The 18,047-nt window shown below is 64.0% G+C and carries 22 protein-coding genes; 13 read left to right on the forward strand and 9 right to left on the reverse strand.

Annotated features, from left to right (window positions below):
* The first annotated feature begins 36 nt into the window (after positions 1-36).
* Positions 37-408: a hypothetical protein gene (locus DH10_RS23160; RefSeq protein ID WP_192252199.1), complete on the forward strand. Its 372-nt coding sequence runs from the start codon at positions 37-39 to the stop codon at positions 406-408.
* Between the two features lie 28 nt (positions 409-436).
* Here DH10_RS23160 and DH10_RS23165 read toward each other — a convergent pair whose 3' ends face one another.
* The gene (locus DH10_RS23165) at positions 437-1,381 is read right to left on the reverse strand and encodes a nucleoside hydrolase (RefSeq protein ID WP_192385385.1); all 945 of its coding nucleotides are present in this window, start codon (positions 1,379-1,381) and stop codon (positions 437-439) included.
* 142 nt (positions 1,382-1,523) lie between these two features.
* On the opposite strand from DH10_RS23165, the gene DH10_RS23170 reads away from it, so the two are divergent.
* On the forward strand, positions 1,524-1,949 hold the full coding sequence (locus DH10_RS23170; RefSeq protein ID WP_124995409.1) for an Hsp20 family protein: 426 nt from the start codon (positions 1,524-1,526) through the stop codon (positions 1,947-1,949).
* Between the two features lie 64 nt (positions 1,950-2,013).
* Entirely contained in the window at positions 2,014-2,271 is a 258-nt protein-coding gene (locus DH10_RS23175; protein WP_124995408.1) for a BQ00720 family protein, read from the forward strand.
* Between the two features lie 152 nt (positions 2,272-2,423).
* On the opposite strand, the gene ptsN is transcribed toward DH10_RS23175, so the two are convergent.
* The 6 genes from ptsN to lptC form a co-directional block, all read right to left on the reverse strand.
* On the reverse strand, positions 2,424-2,888 hold the full coding sequence (ptsN, locus tag DH10_RS23180; RefSeq protein WP_042641064.1) for a PTS IIA-like nitrogen regulatory protein PtsN: 465 nt from the start codon (positions 2,886-2,888) through the stop codon (positions 2,424-2,426).
* Positions 2,889-2,948: 60 nt separating this feature from the next.
* Positions 2,949-3,536: a ribosome hibernation-promoting factor, HPF/YfiA family gene (hpf, locus tag DH10_RS23185; protein WP_192252192.1), complete on the reverse strand. Its 588-nt coding sequence runs from the start codon at positions 3,534-3,536 to the stop codon at positions 2,949-2,951.
* Between the two features lie 315 nt (positions 3,537-3,851).
* A complete protein-coding gene (gene rpoN / locus DH10_RS23190) occupies positions 3,852-5,381 on the reverse strand; it encodes an RNA polymerase factor sigma-54 (RefSeq protein ID WP_192252315.1) in 1,530 nt (509 codons plus the stop codon).
* A 189-nt stretch (positions 5,382-5,570) separates the two neighbouring features.
* The gene (lptB, locus tag DH10_RS23195; RefSeq protein ID WP_192252190.1) at positions 5,571-6,389 is read right to left on the reverse strand and encodes an LPS export ABC transporter ATP-binding protein; all 819 of its coding nucleotides are present in this window, start codon (positions 6,387-6,389) and stop codon (positions 5,571-5,573) included.
* A complete protein-coding gene (locus DH10_RS23200) occupies positions 6,389-7,009 on the reverse strand; it encodes an LptA/OstA family protein (RefSeq protein WP_192385386.1) in 621 nt (206 codons plus the stop codon). Before DH10_RS23200 ends, lptB begins: the two co-directional genes overlap by 1 nt.
* On the reverse strand, positions 6,996-7,709 hold the full coding sequence (gene lptC / locus DH10_RS23205; RefSeq protein WP_192252183.1) for an LPS export ABC transporter periplasmic protein LptC: 714 nt from the start codon (positions 7,707-7,709) through the stop codon (positions 6,996-6,998). Before lptC ends, DH10_RS23200 begins: the two co-directional genes overlap by 14 nt.
* 292 nt (positions 7,710-8,001) lie before the next feature.
* On the opposite strand from lptC, the gene sppA reads away from it, so the two are divergent.
* The 4 genes from sppA to lhpI all read left to right on the forward strand — a co-directional run bounded on the left by sppA (position 8,002) and on the right by lhpI (position 10,765).
* Positions 8,002-8,955 carry a signal peptide peptidase SppA gene (gene sppA / locus DH10_RS23210; protein ID WP_192252180.1) on the forward strand — a complete coding sequence of 318 codons (954 nt, stop codon included), beginning with the start codon at positions 8,002-8,004 and terminating at the stop codon, positions 8,953-8,955.
* Between the two features lie 78 nt (positions 8,956-9,033).
* The gene (locus tag DH10_RS23215; RefSeq protein ID WP_027165368.1) at positions 9,034-9,318 is read left to right on the forward strand and encodes an integration host factor subunit beta; all 285 of its coding nucleotides are present in this window, start codon (positions 9,034-9,036) and stop codon (positions 9,316-9,318) included.
* Between the two features lie 117 nt (positions 9,319-9,435).
* Positions 9,436-9,768: a LapA family protein gene (locus tag DH10_RS23220; protein WP_192252177.1), complete on the forward strand. Its 333-nt coding sequence runs from the start codon at positions 9,436-9,438 to the stop codon at positions 9,766-9,768.
* A gap of 25 nt (positions 9,769-9,793) precedes the next feature.
* Entirely contained in the window at positions 9,794-10,765 is a 972-nt protein-coding gene (gene lhpI / locus DH10_RS23225; RefSeq protein ID WP_192252172.1) for a bifunctional Delta(1)-pyrroline-2-carboxylate/Delta(1)-piperideine-2-carboxylate reductase, read from the forward strand.
* A 32-nt stretch (positions 10,766-10,797) separates the two neighbouring features.
* Here the strand turns inward: lhpI and DH10_RS23230 are convergent, their stop codons facing one another.
* Both DH10_RS23230 and DH10_RS23235 read right to left on the reverse strand, forming a co-directional pair.
* A complete protein-coding gene (locus DH10_RS23230) occupies positions 10,798-11,166 on the reverse strand; it encodes a VOC family protein (RefSeq protein WP_192252169.1) in 369 nt (122 codons plus the stop codon).
* A 70-nt stretch (positions 11,167-11,236) separates the two neighbouring features.
* Positions 11,237-11,947 carry a helix-turn-helix transcriptional regulator gene (locus tag DH10_RS23235; protein ID WP_192252166.1) on the reverse strand — a complete coding sequence of 237 codons (711 nt, stop codon included), beginning with the start codon at positions 11,945-11,947 and terminating at the stop codon, positions 11,237-11,239.
* Positions 11,948-12,049: 102 nt separating this feature from the next.
* Between DH10_RS23235 and DH10_RS23240 the strand changes: the two genes are divergently transcribed.
* The 6 genes from DH10_RS23240 to DH10_RS23265 all read left to right on the forward strand — a co-directional run.
* Complete coding sequence (locus DH10_RS23240; protein ID WP_192252163.1) at positions 12,050-12,529, forward strand: DUF1772 domain-containing protein; 480 nt, start codon at positions 12,050-12,052, stop codon at positions 12,527-12,529.
* Positions 12,530-12,619: 90 nt separating this feature from the next.
* Positions 12,620-13,699 carry an RsmD family RNA methyltransferase gene (locus DH10_RS23245; RefSeq protein WP_192252160.1) on the forward strand — a complete coding sequence of 360 codons (1,080 nt, stop codon included), beginning with the start codon at positions 12,620-12,622 and terminating at the stop codon, positions 13,697-13,699.
* Complete coding sequence (locus DH10_RS23250; protein WP_192252157.1) at positions 13,700-14,560, forward strand: TrmH family RNA methyltransferase; 861 nt, start codon at positions 13,700-13,702, stop codon at positions 14,558-14,560.
* 13 nt (positions 14,561-14,573) lie between these two features.
* On the forward strand, positions 14,574-15,053 hold the full coding sequence (lspA, locus tag DH10_RS23255; protein ID WP_192252154.1) for a signal peptidase II: 480 nt from the start codon (positions 14,574-14,576) through the stop codon (positions 15,051-15,053).
* A 120-nt stretch (positions 15,054-15,173) separates the two neighbouring features.
* Positions 15,174-16,163: an acrylyl-CoA reductase (NADPH) gene (gene acuI, locus DH10_RS23260; RefSeq protein ID WP_192385387.1), complete on the forward strand. Its 990-nt coding sequence runs from the start codon at positions 15,174-15,176 to the stop codon at positions 16,161-16,163.
* Between the two features lie 143 nt (positions 16,164-16,306).
* Positions 16,307-18,047 (forward strand): hybrid sensor histidine kinase/response regulator (locus DH10_RS23265; protein ID WP_192385388.1); only part of this gene is annotated, 1,741 nt, incomplete at its 3' end.

Below are 18,047 nucleotides of genomic sequence, written 5' to 3' on the forward strand. Positions count from 1 at the left end.
ATTGAATAGTTGCGCTCTACCGCACAACTCTTCAGTATGAACAAGTCAAACGTTTCCTTCCGGAATCGCTTGCTTATTTGGCAATACGAGTACAGCGACGCCGTGATCGGCGCCGCTTTCTTCTGCGCATTTGCGCTGATGAAATCCATCGCGATCGTAGAGCTTCAAGCTAATCCGGTCATCGCCACTCAACGCGTGATGGGCGTGGTCGAATATGTCAGAGTGAAGCCTATCAATCCGTACGGCATGGTAGGTCATAATCTATACTACACCTACGATGTGCGCCTCGATGACGACAACACACGGATATCTGTCGACGACGATGTGAGGCGACCGCATCTGGTCGGCTCGGTCGTTCCCATTGAACGACAGCACGGCGCCGACACCTATCGACTACTCAACGGGTGACGGCGCGCGCTTGCCGGCGGTCTAAACGTCAGTTGAGTCGCCCCAGCCTCTCGACCAGCAGCGCAAAGAAAGCGTCATGGTCGATGTCGCGCATCACCATGGCGTTCTTTTCCCGCTTGGTGACGCCCCACCAGTCGATCACCGTCATGCCCATGGTGAGCTCCGACGTCGTCTCGACGCTGACATTGCAGCGGCGGCCTCTGAACAACTCGGGCTTGAGGAGATAGGCGATCACGCACGGATCGTGCAGCGGCCCGCCATCGGTGCCGTATTTCTCCTCGTCGAAGCGCTCGAAGAATTCCAGCATCTCGGCGGTTGCGGTGCCGACCTTGGTGCCGAGCCCGCGGAAGGATTTGGTACGCTTGGCGGTGGTCAGTGCCTTATGGGTGACGTCGAGCGGCATCATCACGATCGGAATGCCCGACTTGAACACCACGTCGGCCGCCTGCGGGTCGACATAGATGTTGAACTCGGCGGCAGGCGTGACGTTGCCGCCCTCGAAGAAACCGCCGCCCATCAGCACGATTTCCTTGATGCGCGGCGCAATCCGCGGCTCGCGGATCAGCGCCAGCGCGATATTGGTGAGCGGCCCGAGCGGGCAAAGCGTGATCGTGCCGCTCTCCTCGCGCATCAGCGTCTCGACAATGAAATCGACGGCGTACTGCTCCCGCAGCGGCATGGTCGGTTCGGGCAGCTGCGGCCCGTTGAGGCCGGTCTTGCCATGCACTTCCTCGGCGGTGACCAGCTCGCGCACCAGCGGCCGGATCGCGCCGGCATAGACCTTGATGTCCGGCCGTCCGGCGAGCTCGCAGATCTTGCGGGCATTCTTCTCGGTGAGTTTCAGTGGCACGTTGCCGGCAACGGCGGTGATGCCGACGACCTCGAGCTCGGAGCTGCCGAGCGCCAGTAATATGGCGACGGCATCGTCCTGGCCGGGGTCAGTGTCGATGATGATCTTTCGTGACTGGGGCATTTCAATTCCTTTTTGGGGAGTCTTTTTGGGCGGGGTTTTGATGGCTTGAACTTGATCGCGCGGCGGACCATATCAAGACCGTCGGGAAAAATGCCATCCGGGTTTTTCCAGTTTGTGTCGCTCTTAAGAGGACAGTGTAACAATGAGTCGAATGACGCCCTTCTCCAGCCCGCTTCTTCTGGGTTTCGACGCCATGGAAAAGACGCTCGAACGTCTGGCGAAGTCGGGCGACAGTTATCCTCCCTACAACATCGAGCGCCTGGGCGCCTCGGACGGCAAGGCCGAAAGGCTGCGCATCACGCTTGCCGTGGCGGGTTTCGCCGAGAGCGACCTCGATGTCACCACTGAGGAAAACCAGCTGATCGTGCGCGGCCGTCAGACCGACGACACCGAGCGCGAATTCCTCCACCGCGGCATCGCCGCGCGCCAGTTCCAGCGCTGTTTCGTGCTGGCCGACGGCATGCGGGTGGTCGGTGCGGAATTGAAGAACGGCCTTTTGTCGATCGATCTCGACCGACCGGAGGCCGAGCGGCTGGTACGGAAAATAAACATATCGGTGAAAGACTGATCTCTGCCGATGGCTCTAATGCGGGACGGCCGGAAGTGGCGTCCTCGCGCCAAGGAGGCTTGAAATGACCAGAACTGACGAAACCCTGACCATGACCAGCGGCGAATTCGCCCATCTCGGCGAAGGTTCGGTCGCATACCTGAGGAAAGTATCGAGCGACGATCTACGCGGCCGCTTCCCCGGTCTCGGCGAAATCGCGCCCGGCCTGGAACTGTGGGCCCTGTTTGCCGCCAATGGCCAGCCGATCCTGCTTTCCGATGCCCGTGACCGGGCGCTGGCGGGTGCGCTGGAGAACGATCTGACCACGGTCGCCATTCACTGACCCTGGTTATCGTCTGAATTGGAAAGGGCCGCTCCCGGCGGCCCTCTTACGGCTTTACCCCCGAAACGCTTCAGAGCAATTCCAGGAAAAGTGTGAAACGGTTAGGCTCGGCACCTTCGCCGTAGCCTTCCGCCCGAAATGCGTGAATTCCGCTAGGCCGCGTGCGAGGCCTGCGTATCCGACAACAGCGCGTGGATTGCCACTGCGTCGCGCGTCCCCCTGATCTTGGCCACCGTATCGGCGTCGCGCAGCACGCGCGCGATGCGCGATAGCGCCTTGAGATGGTCGGCGCCGGCGCCTTCGGGCGCAAGCAGCAGAAACACCAGATCGACCGGCTGGTCGTCGAGCGCCTCGAAATCCACCGGTGTCTCCAGCCGGGCGAAGACGCCGGCGATCCGCTTTACGCCCGCCAGCTTGCCATGCGGAATGGCGATGCCGTTGCCGACGCCGGTGGAGCCCAGCCTCTCGCGCTGCAGGATGGTATCGAACACTTCCCGCTCCGGAATCCCTGAAATCGCCGCCGCCCTCTCCGACAGCAATTGCAGAAGCTGTTTTTTGGAATTCGCCTTCAACGCCGGCATGATAGCCGGAACGCTGATGAGATCGCTAAGATCCATGCTTGAAAAATCCCTTGCTCGCCTGCCGCGCCGGTCGTCCCCCTCGCGCGGCCGGCTTTCTTATCCCTGCGCGACTTTGGTCGTCGACGGATCGATCCAGCCGATGTTCCCATCCGGCCGGCGGTAGACGATGTTGAGATGGTCGTTTCCGGCGTTGCGGAAGACGAAAACCGGGCTGTCCTTGGTATCGAGCTCGATGACGGCCGATGCCACCGACATGGTGCGAAGCGTCATGGTCGATTCGGCGACGATGACCGGCGCAAAGTCCTCCGGAATGTCTTCTTCATCGTCGGCGAGCGGCGCCATCACCGTATAGGCGATGTCCGTAGGCTCCTCGCCATTGCCGTTACCGACATTGCGCGACTTCAGCCGGCGCTTGTAGCGCCTGAGCCGCGTTTCGAGGCGCTCGGCGGCCGCCTCGAAGGCAAGCGTGGGGTCCTGGGCGTCGCCGGTCGCCTGCAGCGACGCGCCGGAATCGAGCCGGATCATGCAATCGGCCGAGAAGCGCGACCCCGCCTTGATGACCGTGACATGTCCTGAAAAACCCCGATCGAAATACTTTTCGATCGCTTCGTTGACACGATCGTTGATGCGCGTACGGAACGCATCGCCGATGTCCATGTGTTTTCCCGAAATGCGCAGATTCATCTGAAAACTGACCTTCCTTGCTCAGGCTTCAAACTGTCCCGAGTTTATACCCGTGGTGCGCGCGCACAAGCTTTGCGGCGGCATGCGCGCCGATTTTAGACCCGAACTTTCCGGTTGATCACAAGTCGCCTTCTTGGCCGTCCGAGGCCTTCGCTTTGACGGACCCATTCGCGAGCGGGTATCACGGCCCGGCTCATGCGGGCGGGCTTCTAGACACTTCATTGCAGCTTGTCAATGAAGCACGAAAACTGTGGAAATCCGCCGTTCATCGAAGCCCGCACCAACTAGGTCAGGCCGGCTGATTGTCAACTGCCCTCAGCGTCCGGCGTTGGCCAACGCCCGCTTTTCGCGGCGGCGCTGCACCGATGAAGGGATGTTCATGCCTTCGCGGTACTTGGCGACGGTGCGGCGCGCAATGTCGACGCCACTTTCCCGCAGCATATCGACGATGGCGTCGTCGGAAAGCACGTCGGCGGGCTTCTCCTCGTCGATCAGCTGCTTGATGCGGTCGCGCACGGCTTCGGAGGAATGGGCTTCGCCGCCCTCCGCCGAGGCGATCGAAGCGGTGAAGAAATAGCGCAATTCGAAGACGCCGCGCGGCGTCAGCATGTATTTGTTGGCGGTGACGCGGCTCACGGTCGATTCATGCATGCCGATCGCGTCGGCCACCGTGCGCAGGTTGAGCGGTTTGAGATGCCGCACGCCATGGACGAGGAACGCATCCTGCTGGCGCACGATTTCCGAGGCCACCTTCAAGATCGTCTTCGCCCGCTGGTCGAGGCTGCGCGTGAGCCAGTTGGCGTTCTGCAGGCATTCGGCGAGAAACTCCTTTTCCGCCTGGTTCCTGACATGGCTTGAAACACGGGCAAAGTAGACATTGTCGACCAGAACGCGCGGCAGCGTGTCGGCGTTGAGTTCCACCGCCCAGCTGCCGTCGGCGGCCGCCCGCACCTCGACATCGGCGACGATCGCGTCGCTCGCCCCGCCCGAAAACGCGGTGCCGGGCCGCGGATCGAGCGCCCGGATCTCGGCCAGCATGTCGAGAAGGTCTTCCTCGTCGACGCCGCAGATGCGCTTCAGCGCCTGGAAATCCCGCCGCGCCAGAAGTTCGAGATTGGCCACCAGGGCCTTCATCGCCGGATCGAGCCGATCGCGCATGGCAAGCTGCAACGACAGGCATTCGGCGAGATCGCGGGCAAACAGGCCGGTTGGCTCGAAGGTCTGGCAGACCGTGAGCACGCGTGCCACGGTCGTCTTGTCCGCACCCAGGCGCGTACCGACCTCTTCCAGGTCGGTGCGCAGGTAACCTGCCTCGTCGAGCCCATCGGCGAGTTCGCCTGCAATCAGGCGTTCGGCAGGGTTCGGGAAGGCAAGCGCGATCTGCTCGCCGACATGCTCACGCAGCGTCACAACCGTCGCGGCCATCTCGCCGACATCGAAGCCTTCCGACGAAGCGCCGCCGGCGCTGCCCCCGGACGCCGACTTCCATTGTGCCGTGAGGTCCGGCCCCAGCCTTTCGCTCCTGCCGGGATCGTCGGGAAACAGGTTCTCCAGCGAAGAGTCGAGCTTTTCCGAGATCGCCTCGGCGCTCCATTCCGTCTCGCCTTCGAACCAGTCGTCCCCGGCCGTGGGTTCAGGCGACGCTTCGCTCTTCTGCGGCTGGTCGCCGCCGGTCTCATCCTGCGTCTCGGCCCGCTCCAAGAGCGGATTGCGCTCGATCTCCTCGTCGATGAAGCGTTCGAGCTCGACATGGGTGAGCTGCAGCAGCCGGATCGACTGCATCAGCTGGGGCGTCATCACCAGCGACTGGGACTGTCTGAGCTGCAGTTTGGCCGCCAGCGCCATGGTAAGATTCAAACGCCTCGTCTACGCATCGGACAATGATTTTTCGGTCGGGCATAGAAACTGGCCCGGCTTTTGCTTGTCAAGGCAAACGCTAGCAGTGACGGCTTACCGGAGCGTTATCCGGGGGCGGGACTGCCCAGAAACTGGAAAAAATCAGCGAGAAATTGCGGCGAACCGAAATTTTCGCGTCTAGAGCGTAAAACCCTCGCCGAGATAGAGCCGCCGCACATCGGCGTTGGCGACGATCTCGTCGGCCCGGCCATGCGTCAGCACCTGACCGGCATGGATGATATAGGCGCGGTCTATCAGGCCGAGCGTCTCGCGCACATTGTGGTCGGTGATCAGCACGCCGATGCCGCGCGCGGTCAGATGGCGAACGAGCTGCTGGATGTCGGCGACCGCGATCGGATCGATACCGGCGAAGGGCTCGTCGAGCAGCATGTAGGCTGGCCGCGTCGCCAGCGCCCGCGCGATCTCGAGACGGCGCCTTTCGCCACCCGACAGCGACATCGACGGCGCCTTGCGCAGATGGCTGATGTGGAACTCCTCAAGCAGCTCGTCGAGCGTGCGCTCGCGCTCCTTGCGGCTTTTTTCCACCACCTCCAGAACGGCGCGAATGTTCTGCTCGACGTTGAGGCCGCGGAAGATCGAGGCTTCCTGCGGCAGATAGCCGATGCCGAGACGGGCGCGGCGGTACATCGGCATCGAGGTGACGTCGAAGCCGTCGATCTCGATCGTGCCTTCGTCCACCGGCACGAGACCGGTGACCATGTAGAAACAGGTGGTCTTGCCGGCGCCGTTGGGGCCGAGCAGCCCGACGGCCTCGCCGGCGCGCACGCCGAGCGTCACGCCGCTGACGACCTTGCGGCCCTTGTAGCTCTTGGTCAGGCCCTTGGCGATCAGGGTGCCCTTGAACTTCGCCTCGTCGGCGCCGACCGTTGCCGGCGCAGACGGTTTTGCGGCCGCCCGCCCCGGGAGGCGGGCCAGCAGCGACGATACGCCGGCCATTAGTTGCTCGACGCTCCCTGCTGGGCGGTTCCCTGTTTCTGGGGCGCTCCCTGCTTCTGCGGCGTGATCGACATGATGACGCGACCGCCGGTGCCGCAACCGTCGACATTGGCAAGACCGCTCTTCATCTGAACGGTGAGCTTGCAGCCCTTGAGCACATTGTCGGCCTGCGAGAGCACCACTTCGTTGCCGGAAAGAACGAGCACCTGGGTCTTCATGTCGAACGTGCCCTTGTCGCCGGTGGCGATTTGGTCGTTCGATTTGATATAGACTTTGTTCTCGACCACCAGGTGGTCGATGTTGGCTGCACCGGTCATCGCCGATGCGCCGGCCGCCGCGCCCTTGGGGGCATTGGCGTCCTTGACGTAGTAGACCGTCATCTTGCCGGCCTTGAGCAGCGTCGGCCCTTGATTGACGGTGACGTTGCCGCTGAAGATCGCCGCGCTGTCGGCCTGACGGACCTCGAGCTTGTCGCTTTCGATCTGGATCGGCTGGTCGCCCGATAATTTCAGGCCGGACATCTGGCTGGTGCCGCCGGTCTGGGCAAGCGCCGGCGCCGCCCCGAGCAACATCAAGAGAGAGGCCGCCGCTGCAAGCCTTGCCAAACTACTGCGACGCATTCTGCTCTCCGCTCTTTGCCTCTGCCGCCTTCAGACTTGCCGCATCGATGTTGACGCGCACCCGGTTCTCGAAGACCACCACCTTGCCGTTCTCTTCCACCGACATGGAGTCGGCGGTGATGCGCGACCCGCCGCGGCTGACATCGACCGGATTGTCCGTCTTCATAGAGCCTTTGCCCATGTCTAGGAAGACCGATTTGAACTTGGCCACCATGCCATCAGTAGTGGTCACCGAGACATCGCCGGTCAGATCCATCGTGTTGGCGCCGCGATTATAGATGCCATGCGCGGCGTTGACCGCCACGACATTGTCGCTGGCGACGGGCAATTTGGCGTTGATGCCCTCGAGGTCGATGATGTCCTGCTTGCCGACATCCTGTGTCGCCCTGGTCGCCGTCAGCGAATAAGGCAGTTTCTGCTTGGTGAAGCCGTTGAGCTTGGGATTGGCCATCACCAGCTTGCCGTCCGAAAAGGCGGTGCCGTCGGCCTGCACCGAGACCGAAACCGGCGCGGCGAGATAGGAATACACCGGAAAGGCGATCGCGATTGCCGCCGCCAGCACCGGCACGGCGAATTTCAGCACCCGCACGCGGCGCGAATGCCGCTGCGCGCGGTCGAACGCGTCACCACGCGTGCCGCTTTCGCCAGCGGCAGCCGACACCGTTTCGGCATCGCTCGTTTCGTTAGATCGCGCCAACATGACTGTTTTCTAATGAGCCCTTGCCCCGCCAAACACCGCCTATAGGTGGTATGCCGGTCCCCGCAAGCAAGCACAAGCGGAGGAAAACTGCAAAAATGTGACGGTTACTACCGCACGACTAGGACGAATTCGGCTGAACTGCCAGCCCTTCATAGCAGATAGGGGCCGGCTGCGTTAATTTTTCGTGAGGTCGCCGTGACCGCCACGTTGCGCCAAGACCTGTCAGGAAACGGTAGCCCCGCGCGGGTGGTTGCTTTAAAAGCGTCCTTTCCCACCGATTGTGAGGCTGATGATGGCAATGAGAGCCGACGACTTGATCGACCGCCGCCGCTTGCGCCGCAAGCTGACCTTCTGGCGCGTGGCCGCGTTTGTGGTTCTGGCGGCGGCGCTGATCGCGTTTTCGGCATGGGTCTATGGCGGTGATTTCGCCGGCCAGGCCGTCGACCACATCGCCAAGGTCAAGATCGAAGGCACCATCACCGAGGACGAGGAACTGATCAAAAGGCTGGAGACGATCCGCAAATCGTCGACCGTGAAAGGCGTCATCCTGTCGATCGATTCGCCCGGAGGCACCACGGTCGGCGGCGAGTCGATCTACGAGGAAGTGCGCAAGCTTGCCGGCGACAAGCCGGTGGTGGCCGAGGTCGGCACGCTGGCCGCGTCTGCCGGCTACATGATCGCAAGCGCGGCCGACCATATCGTTGCCCGCAAGACCTCGATCGTCGGCTCGATCGGCGTGCTGATCCAATACCCCGACGTCAGCGGCCTGATGGACAGGCTCGGCATCAAGCTGGAAGAGGTGAAGTCGTCGCCGCTCAAAGCCTCGCCCTCGCCGTTCAAGCCGACCAACGACGACGAGCGCGCCATGGTACGCAAGCTCATCCTCGACAGCTATGACTGGTTCGTCGGCATCGTCGCAGAGCGGCGCAAGATGACCCGTGAACAGGCGCTGGCGCTGGCCGACGGCTCGATCTTCACCGGCCGCCAGGCGCTCGGCAACCACCTGGTCGACGCGGTCGGCGGCGAGACCGAGGCGATCGACTGGCTGGCGACCAAGGGCGTCGACAGCAAGCTCAAGGTCGTCGAGTGGAAGAACACGGAACGGCGCGGTTTCCTGTTTTCGAGGAGCATGACCAAAGCCATCGCCAGCGCGCTCGGCCTGCCGGACGCCGGCGGCGACATCATTCACGAACTTGGCGCCGACCGCTTGTTCCTTGACGGTCTCGTTTCGGTCTGGCACCCTTGACAATCGTCGGGACGAGCCAAATAAAGCAATAAAATCATCCTGATAATTTGACCGCAGTGGTTTACGGGGAACGTTCTCATGATCAAGTCCGAGCTTGTGCAGATCATTGCCGCGCGCAACCCGCATCTTTTCCTGCGCGACGTTGAAAACATCGTCGGCGCGATCTTTGATGAGATCACCGACGCGCTCGCCGAGGGCAACAGGGTCGAGCTGCGCGGTTTCGGCGCCTTTTCGGTGAAAAACCGTCCTGCCCGCACCGGCCGCAACCCGCGCACCGGCGAATCCGTCGAGGTCGAGGAGAAGTGGGTGCCGTTCTTCAAGACCGGCAAGGAGTTGCGCGAAAGGCTGAACGGCGGCAAATAAGCGCCGCGCCGGCAGGTCGAAACGACGTCTCGGCGCTTCAAGCATGTCTCCCGAAAGTGGAGACCGGTTTCGGGACAAAGACTTGCGCGCTTTTAGACGCCTCTCCACGGAGATTAGATGTTCAATCGCTTCATGCTCGTCGTGGTCTTTGTGCCGCTGGCCATCATCCTGATCGCGCTTGCCGTCGCCAACCGCGGACCGGTCGCCTTCACGCTCGACCCCTTCCATCCGGGCAATCCGGCGCTGACGCTGAATTTGCCGCTCTTCATCTTCCTGTTCCTGGCTTTAGCCATCGGCATGATCGTCGGCAGCTTGGCGACCTGGGTGAAGCAGGGCCGCTACCGCAAACTCGCGCGCCAGCGCGGCCTGGAGGCCGAGACCCTGCGCCAAGCAGTGAGCCGCGCGCCCACGGCGCCGAAAGGGCCGGCGCTGCCCAAGCCGACGAACTGAACAGCGTACCGTTACGGAGCGTTCCATGCTGACCATTTCGGCCGCCGAGGTCGATCACGCGCTGACCTTTCCAGGGCTGGTCGAGACGCTGCGAACCGCCTTCCGCGACGGCGCCGTGCAGCCGGTGCGCCATCACCACTCGGTCGAACGGCCGGACGGCGCCGCCTCGACGTTGCTGTTGATGCCGGCCTGGACGGACTTCAACGCCGCGGGCAGCTCGGCCGGCGGCCATATCGGCGTCAAGATCGTCACCGTCTCGCCGGACAACAACGCTATCGCGAAGCCGGCGGTGATGGGCCTCTATCTGCTGCTCGACGGCGTGACCGGCGAACCTGAGGCCCTGATCGACGGCCAGCGGCTGACGCAGTGGCGAACCGCTTGCGCCTCTGCGCTCGCCGCATCCTACCTCGCCCGCCAGGACGCCTCGCGGCTGCTGGTGATCGGCGCCGGCGCCTTGTCGTCCTTCCTCGCCAAGGCACATTCGGCGTTGAGGCCGATCAAGTCGATCCACATCTGGAACCGCACGCCGGCCAATGCCGAAAAAGTCGCGGCGGCACTGCGCGCCGAAGGCCTTCCCGCCAGTGCGGCCGGCGATCTCGAAGCCGAGCTTGGCGAAGCCGATATCGTCTCGTCGGCGACGATTTCCACGACGCCGCTGGTCAAAGGCGCGCTGCTGAAGCCGGGCACCCATGTCGACCTGGTCGGCGGCTTCACGCCGCAGATGCGCGAAAGCGACGATGAGGCGATTTCCCGCGCCCGCGTCTATGTCGACACCCGCGCCGGCGCCACCAAGGAGGCCGGCGACATCGTCCAGCCGCTGGCTTCCGGCGTGCTGAAGCCGGAAGCGATCGTCGCCGACCTGTACGAATTGGCGCGCGGTGAGAAACAGGGCCGGCGGAGCGATAGCGAGATCACGCTGTTCAAGTCGGTCGGCGCCGCACTCGAGGACCTCGCCGCCGGCATCGCCGTCTACAAGGCGCTCAAGGGCAGGCAGTAGGGAATAAGAAGTAGCACCCTTCTGCCTACTGCCTACTCACTCGGCCAGTAGACGCGCAGCCGATGAGCATCGGGATCGAGCGCGACGAAGGTGCGGCCGAAATCCATGTCGGTCGGGGTCTGCAGGATTCTCAGGCCGCGCTTGGCCCAATCGGAATGCGTGGCGTCGACCGCAGCCGAATTCTCTACCGCAAGCACGAGCTCGCCACCTCCGCCCGCCGCGGCGGCTGCCGGCTCCACGGTGTGACGCGACCAAAGTCCGAGCTTGAAGCCCTTGTCGAGCACGAACATGACGAAGGTCGGCGAGGACTCGACCGGCTCGCGTCCAAGCAGTGAGGCGTAGAAGGCGCCGCTCTTCTCGGGACTGTCGACGTAAAGAATGACGAAATTGGGCGTGGTCATGTCTTATCTCCAAGGTGTCTGAACCTTGGTGAACGTAGATCAACCAACTGTCAGATTCTGGCAGCAGCCGTCACCCAGTCGCGTCTTTCGGTGGGTTCTGACCCGGCTTATCGAGGGTCGCTTTCCATTCCTTCAACATTGCCTGGCGGCGGCGCGGATAGCGAATATCAGTGGCGGCGAGATGAGATATGCGATCGGCGCGGAAATGCCGGAAATCCTGACGCATCTCGCACCACGCCACCACTATCCGCACCTTGTCGAAGAAACCGAGCGCGAACGGCCAGACCATGCGCTCCGATGTGGCGCCCCCAGCGTCGCGGTAGAGAAAACCGAGCTTGCGCTCGTTGCGTATCGCCTGCCGCACAACGCCAAGATCGATCGCCTCGACGCTCGCTGAGCTCGGCCCGACCAGCAGCGTCGTGGCGTCGAGATCCTCGCGCAGATCGTCCGGCAGCACCGCCGCGATCTTGGACAGAGCGTCCGTCGCCGCTGCGGCCAGCCGCTTGTCCGGCTGTTTCGCCACCCAGCGCGAACCGAGCACGATCGCCTCGATCTCCTCGTCGGTGAACATCAGCGGCGGCAGCATGAAGCCGGGCTTCAGCACATAGCCCAGCCCCGCCTCGCCTTCGATCGGCGCGCCCTGGCCCTGCAGCGTCGCGATGTCGCGATAGAGCGTGCGGATCGAGATGCCCATTTCACCGGCGAGCGTGCGGCCACTGACCGGCCGGCGGTGGCGGCGCAGGATCTGGACAAGGTCGAGCAGGCGTTCGGAACGGGACATCGGTTTGCTGTTTGCTTGACCGGACGATAAGTCCGCGACGCACACCGCGGCAAGGCAGCGTCGGAACAGCTGCGCTGCGGCACCGTTGTCCTTCAATGGGAGATGCGCGGATTCCTGTTTTTCTGGTCGGTCCTGACTATCACGATCGCGGCGCTCAGCCTTGGGCCCTCCTTTGCCCATGTGCTCGAATCGCTGCCCAGGTTGACGAAATGGTCGCCCGCGCTTTGGCGCGAGGCGACCGTCTTCAATGGTCAGTTTCTACTCTTTGCCGTGATCGGAGCGCCGCTCGACATCGCGGCGATCATCTGTCCGGCGTGGCTCGCATGGATGCTGCGTGACGATCGGCCCGCATTCCGGTTCGTGCTGGCCGCGGCCTTGCTTTATGCGCTGGCGCTCGTGCTTTGGACTGTTCTCGTCAAACCGGCCAACGACATCCTTGCAACCTGGACACCCGGACCGATCCCCGGGAATTTCGACGCCATCCGGTTGCGCTGGGAGACCGGCCACATGGCGGTGACGGCAGCCAAGGCTCTCGGCTTCATTTCGCTTGTTCTTGGCTCGCTGTCGATCCCGCGCGACTGAGCTTCCTGCTGTCGCAATGATACGCGCTTTTGTTGCGCCGACCCGTTGAGCTGTGGCAGAAGCGGGCCGAACCGCCGGAGATAATCCTTCTTGAAATCCTTTCGCGACAAACGCCGCGACAATCGTCCGCACTCTGCGAGGGCGGAGCCGTCCCGCCAGCGCGACGCGTTCGCGCCGGCGCGGCCACAGGCGAAGGCTGAGCGTCATGAAACGAAATCCCCGGATCGGCAGGAGGCGAAACCTGCGCCGCGCATTCTTTTGCGCCGCGAAGGTCCGTTGCCCGCCGAGCGCCTGCCGCTGATCCTCGAAGTCGCGCCCAACGCCGACTATGCGCTGCTGGACAGCGGCGCCAGCGAAAAACTGGAGCAGTACGGCCCCTACCGCATCGTGCGCCCCGAGGGCCAGGCGATCTGGCAGCGGGCGCTTCCGGCGAAGGAATGGGAGCGCGCCGACGCCATCTTCACCGGCGACACCGACGAGGAGGGCATCGGCCGCTGGCGCTTCCCGAAGGCACCGCTCGGCGAGACCTGGCCGATGAAGCACGACGGCATCGACTATCTCGGCCGCTTCACCTCGTTCCGCCATGTCGGCGTCTTTCCCGAACAGGCCTCGCACTGGGACCACATGGCCGGGCTGATCGCGGCGGCCAGGCGTCCGGTCAAGGTGCTGAATCTTTTTGGCTATACCGGGCTTGCCTCGCTGGTCGCCGCACGCGCGGGCGCCGAAGTCACCCATGTCGATGCCTCGAAGAAGGCGATCGGCTGGGCGCGCGAGAACCAGGAGATGGCCGGCCTCGCCAACAAGCCGATCCGCTGGATCGTCGAGGATGCGGTGAAGTTCGCCGAGCGCGAGGAGCGCCGCGGCAGCCGCTACGATATCGTGCTCTTCGACCCTCCCGCCTATGGCCGCGGCCCGAAGGGCGAAGTGTGGCAATTGTTCGAGGATCTGCCGGGGCTCACCGACCTCTGCCGCTCGATCCTGACGCCGAAGCCGCTCGCCGTGGTTCTGACCGCCTACTCGATCCGCGCCTCCTTCTTCGCCATCCATGCCCTGATGCGCGATACCTTCGCCGGCATGGGCGGCACGGTCGAATCCGGTGAGTTGATCATCCGCGAGAAGTCCGCCGGCCGCGCGCTGTCGACCTCGCTGTTCTCGCGCTGGGTGGCTTGAATGGCACCACATGACGGACATCGCCCGGTCGGGCAGGTCAAGGAAGTCACCAGCCTCGCCAATCCGCTGGTCAAGGACATCAAGGCGCTGGCGCTGAAGAAATTCCGCGACCAGCAGAACGCCTTCATGGCCGAAGGCCTGAAGCTGGTCATCGACGCGCTCGACCTCGGCTGGTTGATCAGGACGCTGGTCTTCGCCAAGGCCGGGCGCGGCAACGCGGCGATAGAAAAGGTCGCGGCGCGCACGGTCGCTGCCGGCGGCACCGTGCTCGAAGTCTCGGAAAAAGTGCTCACAGCAATCACCCGCCGCGAAAATCCGCAAATGGTCGTCGGCGTCTTCGCGCAGCAGACGCTGCCGCTCAAGGACATCCGCGCCAAAGACGGCGACGTCTGGGTTGCGCTCGACCGCGTGCGCGACCCTGGCAATCTCGGCACCGTCATCCGCACCGTCGATGCCGTCGGCGCCAAAGGCATCATCCTGGTCGGCGACACCACCGATCCGTTTTCGCTGGAAACGGTGCGCGCCACCATGGGCTCGATCTTCGCCGTGCCGGTCGCAAGGGCGACGGAGCAGGCCTTCCTCGCCTGGCGGCGCGACTTTCCGGGCCTGGTCGCAGGAACGCATCTGAAGGGCGCCGTCGACTATCGCTCGGTCGACTTCTCCAGGGGCCCGGTCCTGCTTCTGATGGGCAACGAGCAGCAGGGCCTGCCCGACAGTCTCGCTGAAAGCTGCGATCGGCTGCTCAGGATCCCGCAGGCCGGCCGCGCCGATTCGCTCAATCTGGCGGTTGCCACCGGCGTGATGCTGTTCGAGATCCGGCGCGGCGCGTTGAAGCTCGACCCCGCCACCGACACGCGATAGGACTTGCGAAATCGTGAAATCCTGGTCCCCTTACGCCCTTCTGGTCGTCGTTGCCATCGCGCTCGACCAGTGGATCAAGCAGCTGGTCGAGAATGGCCTCGCCTTCCAGGAAAAGGTCGATCTCCTGCCCTTCCTGGCGCTGTTTCGCACCTACAACACCGGCATCGCCTTCTCGATGTTCTCCTCCTTCGGCGACACCGGCCTCGTGGTCATCGCCGCGCTCGTCGTCGCCTTCGTGCTCTATCTGGCAGTGCGCACGCCCGCCCGCCACGTCGTTGCCCGGATCGGCTTCGCCCTCATTGTCGGCGGCGCGCTCGGCAATCTGATCGACCGCGCGGTCTACGGCCACGTCATCGACTACATCCTGTTCCACACGCCGGTCTGGTCCTTCGCGGTGTTCAATCTCGCCGACGCCTTCATTTCCATCGGCGCAGCCCTAGTTGTCTTCGACGAGCTGATCGGCTGGCGCCGGGAAACCAGGCCCCAGGACTGAGCCGATTGACCTGACGCTGCCACCGCCGCAAAGTCGGCTCCTGAGCAATTCGAGGCAAAATCTGCACCGGTTTTCCGCCCGCAACTGCGTAGACAAATCGCCACAGACGAGGAGACAAGAGTGTCCGATACCTTCAAAGCCATCCTCGTTTCGCGCGACGCCGAGAAGAAGCAGTCGGTCGACGTCGTCGACCTCACCGAAGCCGACCTGATGGAAGGCGACGTCACCGTCGCCGTCGAGGCGACGACGGTGAATTACAAGGACGGGCTCGCCATCACCGGCAAGGCCCCGGTCGTGCGCCGCTGGCCGCTGGTGCCCGGCATCGATTTCGCCGGCACCGTCATTTCCTCCTCCCATGCCGACTGGCGCAAGGGCGATCGCGTGATCCTCAACGGCTGGGGCGTCGGCGAGACGCATTACGGCGCTTATGCCGGGCGCGCCCGCGTCAAAGGCGACTGGCTGGTGCCGCTGCCCGACGGCATGAGCCCGCATGATGCGATGGCCGTCGGCACCGCCGGCTATACCGCAATGCTCGCCGTCATGGCGCTGGAGCGGCACGGCATCGTGCCGGATCGCGGGCCGGTGGTGGTGACGGGGGCCGCCGGCGGCGTCGGCTCGGTCGTCATCTCGATCCTCTCCACCCTCGGCTACCACGTGATCGCCTCGACCGGGCGCAATGCCGAAAGCCCCTATCTGATCGACCTCGGCGCGGCCGAGGTGATCTCGCGCGACGAGCTCAGCCAGCCGGCAAAGCCGCTCGCCAAGGAACGCTGGGCCGGCGGCGTCGACTCGGTCGGCACCCATACGCTCGCCAATGTGCTTTCGATGACGTCCTATGGCGGCGCGGTCGCCGCTTGCGGCCTGGCCGGCGGCATGGACCTTCCGACAAGCGTCGCTCCTTTCATCTTGCGTGGCGTCTCGCTGCTCGGCATCGATTCCGTCATGGCGCCGAAACCGGTCCGCCTCGAGGCATGGCGCCGCATCGGCATCGATCTCGACCTCAAGAAGCTGTCGACCCTGTCGCGCTCGATCGGCTTCGACGGCATCATCGACGCAGCGCGCGACATCGTCCACGGCAAGATCAGGGGCCGCGTGGTCGTCGATATGTAGTGCAATTCCAGGAAAAGTGTTTGGCGGTTTTCCGTCCGGAATTGCATCAAAACGAGCGAAAACCGCCGAAATCGGCGTGGAAGACTAAAATTCGAACGATCCGCCGCAATCTTCCATAATGTCTGTCTGGCAGGGTTTCCCGCATGTTCGCGGACTCCGACCTCAGACAGGACAGCAAAGCCGCAGGCGATGACGGACTGGGTCCGGGCGCGCCGAAGCGGCAGGTGCTTATCGCGCCGCCGCTGGCTCCCGAACTGCCGACGGCCAGCCGCGAAGGCCTGCCGTTCCTGACGATCGTCGCGATCGTCGTGCTGGCCGGGCTGGCGCATCTCACCGGGGCGCCGATCTTCATCACTATCGGCCTCCTGGCGACGAGTCTGTGCGGCCTGGTGATGCATCTGCGCAACCAGCACATTGAGCGCCGCACCGCTGCACTTCTCGACGAGACCGCCGCCCGCAGCCGCGCCGAGATCGAGACGCTCGCCGACCGCATGTGGGAGATGCAGGAGAGCGAGGAGCGCTTTCGCGGCCTGATCGATGCGCTCGGCGATCTCGTCGTCCATCGCGACCGCGACGGGCATATCGTCCACGCCAACAAGGTGTTCGCCTCGCTCGTCGACACCGACCAGCGCGATCTCGCCGGCAAGACGCTTTCCGAGCTCGGCATAGACGTGGGCGTCGTGCCCGACGCCGCCTTCTCGGACCATGAATGCCTGAGTTCCACCGACGTCGCCATCCGCACGCCGAACGGGCCTCGCTGGTTCTCCTGGATCGAGCTCTCGGTGCGCGACAGGGATACCGGCGCTGTTTCGCACCGGGCGATCGCCCGCGACATCACCGCCCGGAAGCGCGCTGAATCCTCGCTGATCACCGCCCGCGAGCGAGCCGAATACGCCAGCCAGGCCAAGTCGCGCTTCCTTGCCACCGTCAGCCACGAGATCCGCACGCCGATGAACGGCATCATGGGCATGGCGAAGCTGCTTGCCGACACCGACCTCTCGCCCGAGCAGCGCACCTATGTCGGCGCCGTCTCGACGTCCGCAAGCTCGCTGCTTGCGCTGATCGAGGACCTGCTCGACTATTCCAAGATCGAGGCCGGCCGCTTCGATCCCGAGCCGCAGCCGACGTCGCTGCGCGAGATCGCCGACAACATCATCGAGCTGCTGGCGGCGAAGGCCTTCTCCAAGAACATCGGCCTCGGCTGCCATGTCGAGCCCGACGTGCCGCAGATGATCACCGCCGACCCCGGCCGCGTGCGCCAGGTGCTGCTCAACCTCATCGGCAATGCCGTCAAGTTCACCGACGCAGGCGGCGTGCTGCTTACCGTCGCGCGCGCCCGCACCGAGAGCACCGACCGCATCTGCTTCACCATCGCCGACACCGGTCCGGGGCTGCGCGAGGAGGATGTGGAGCGCATCTTCGAGGAATTCGAGCAATCCGACGGCACTTCGACCAGGGTGCATGGCGGCGCGGGTCTCGGCCTTGCCATCTCCAAGCGGCTGGTGATCGCCATGGGCGGCACGATCTCGGTTTCGAGCCGGCTCGGCGAAGGATCCGAATTCGTCTTCGACATCCCGGCGACCGCGGCAACGGAGCCGCCGCAATATCGCCACAGCATCCTCTCCGACCGGCGCGCGGTGATCGTATCCAAGAACGCCGTCGAGGCCGATGCCATCGCCCGCACCATCCGCGCGCATGGCGGTGGCGTCGAGATTGCGGCTACGCCGGACCAGGCCGCTGCCCTGGCGGCCGGCTGCAACGTGCTTCTGGTCGACGCCGCGCTCGAAAACGGCGACGGCCGCCTGCTCAAGCGGCTGCGTCAGAGCGGTTTTGTCGACTGCGAGGCCGTCACCCTGATTGCACCCGCCGATCGCGGCATGCTCG

Source organism: Mesorhizobium silamurunense (assembly GCF_014843825.1).
Classification (GTDB): domain Bacteria; phylum Pseudomonadota; class Alphaproteobacteria; order Rhizobiales; family Rhizobiaceae; genus Mesorhizobium; species Mesorhizobium silamurunense.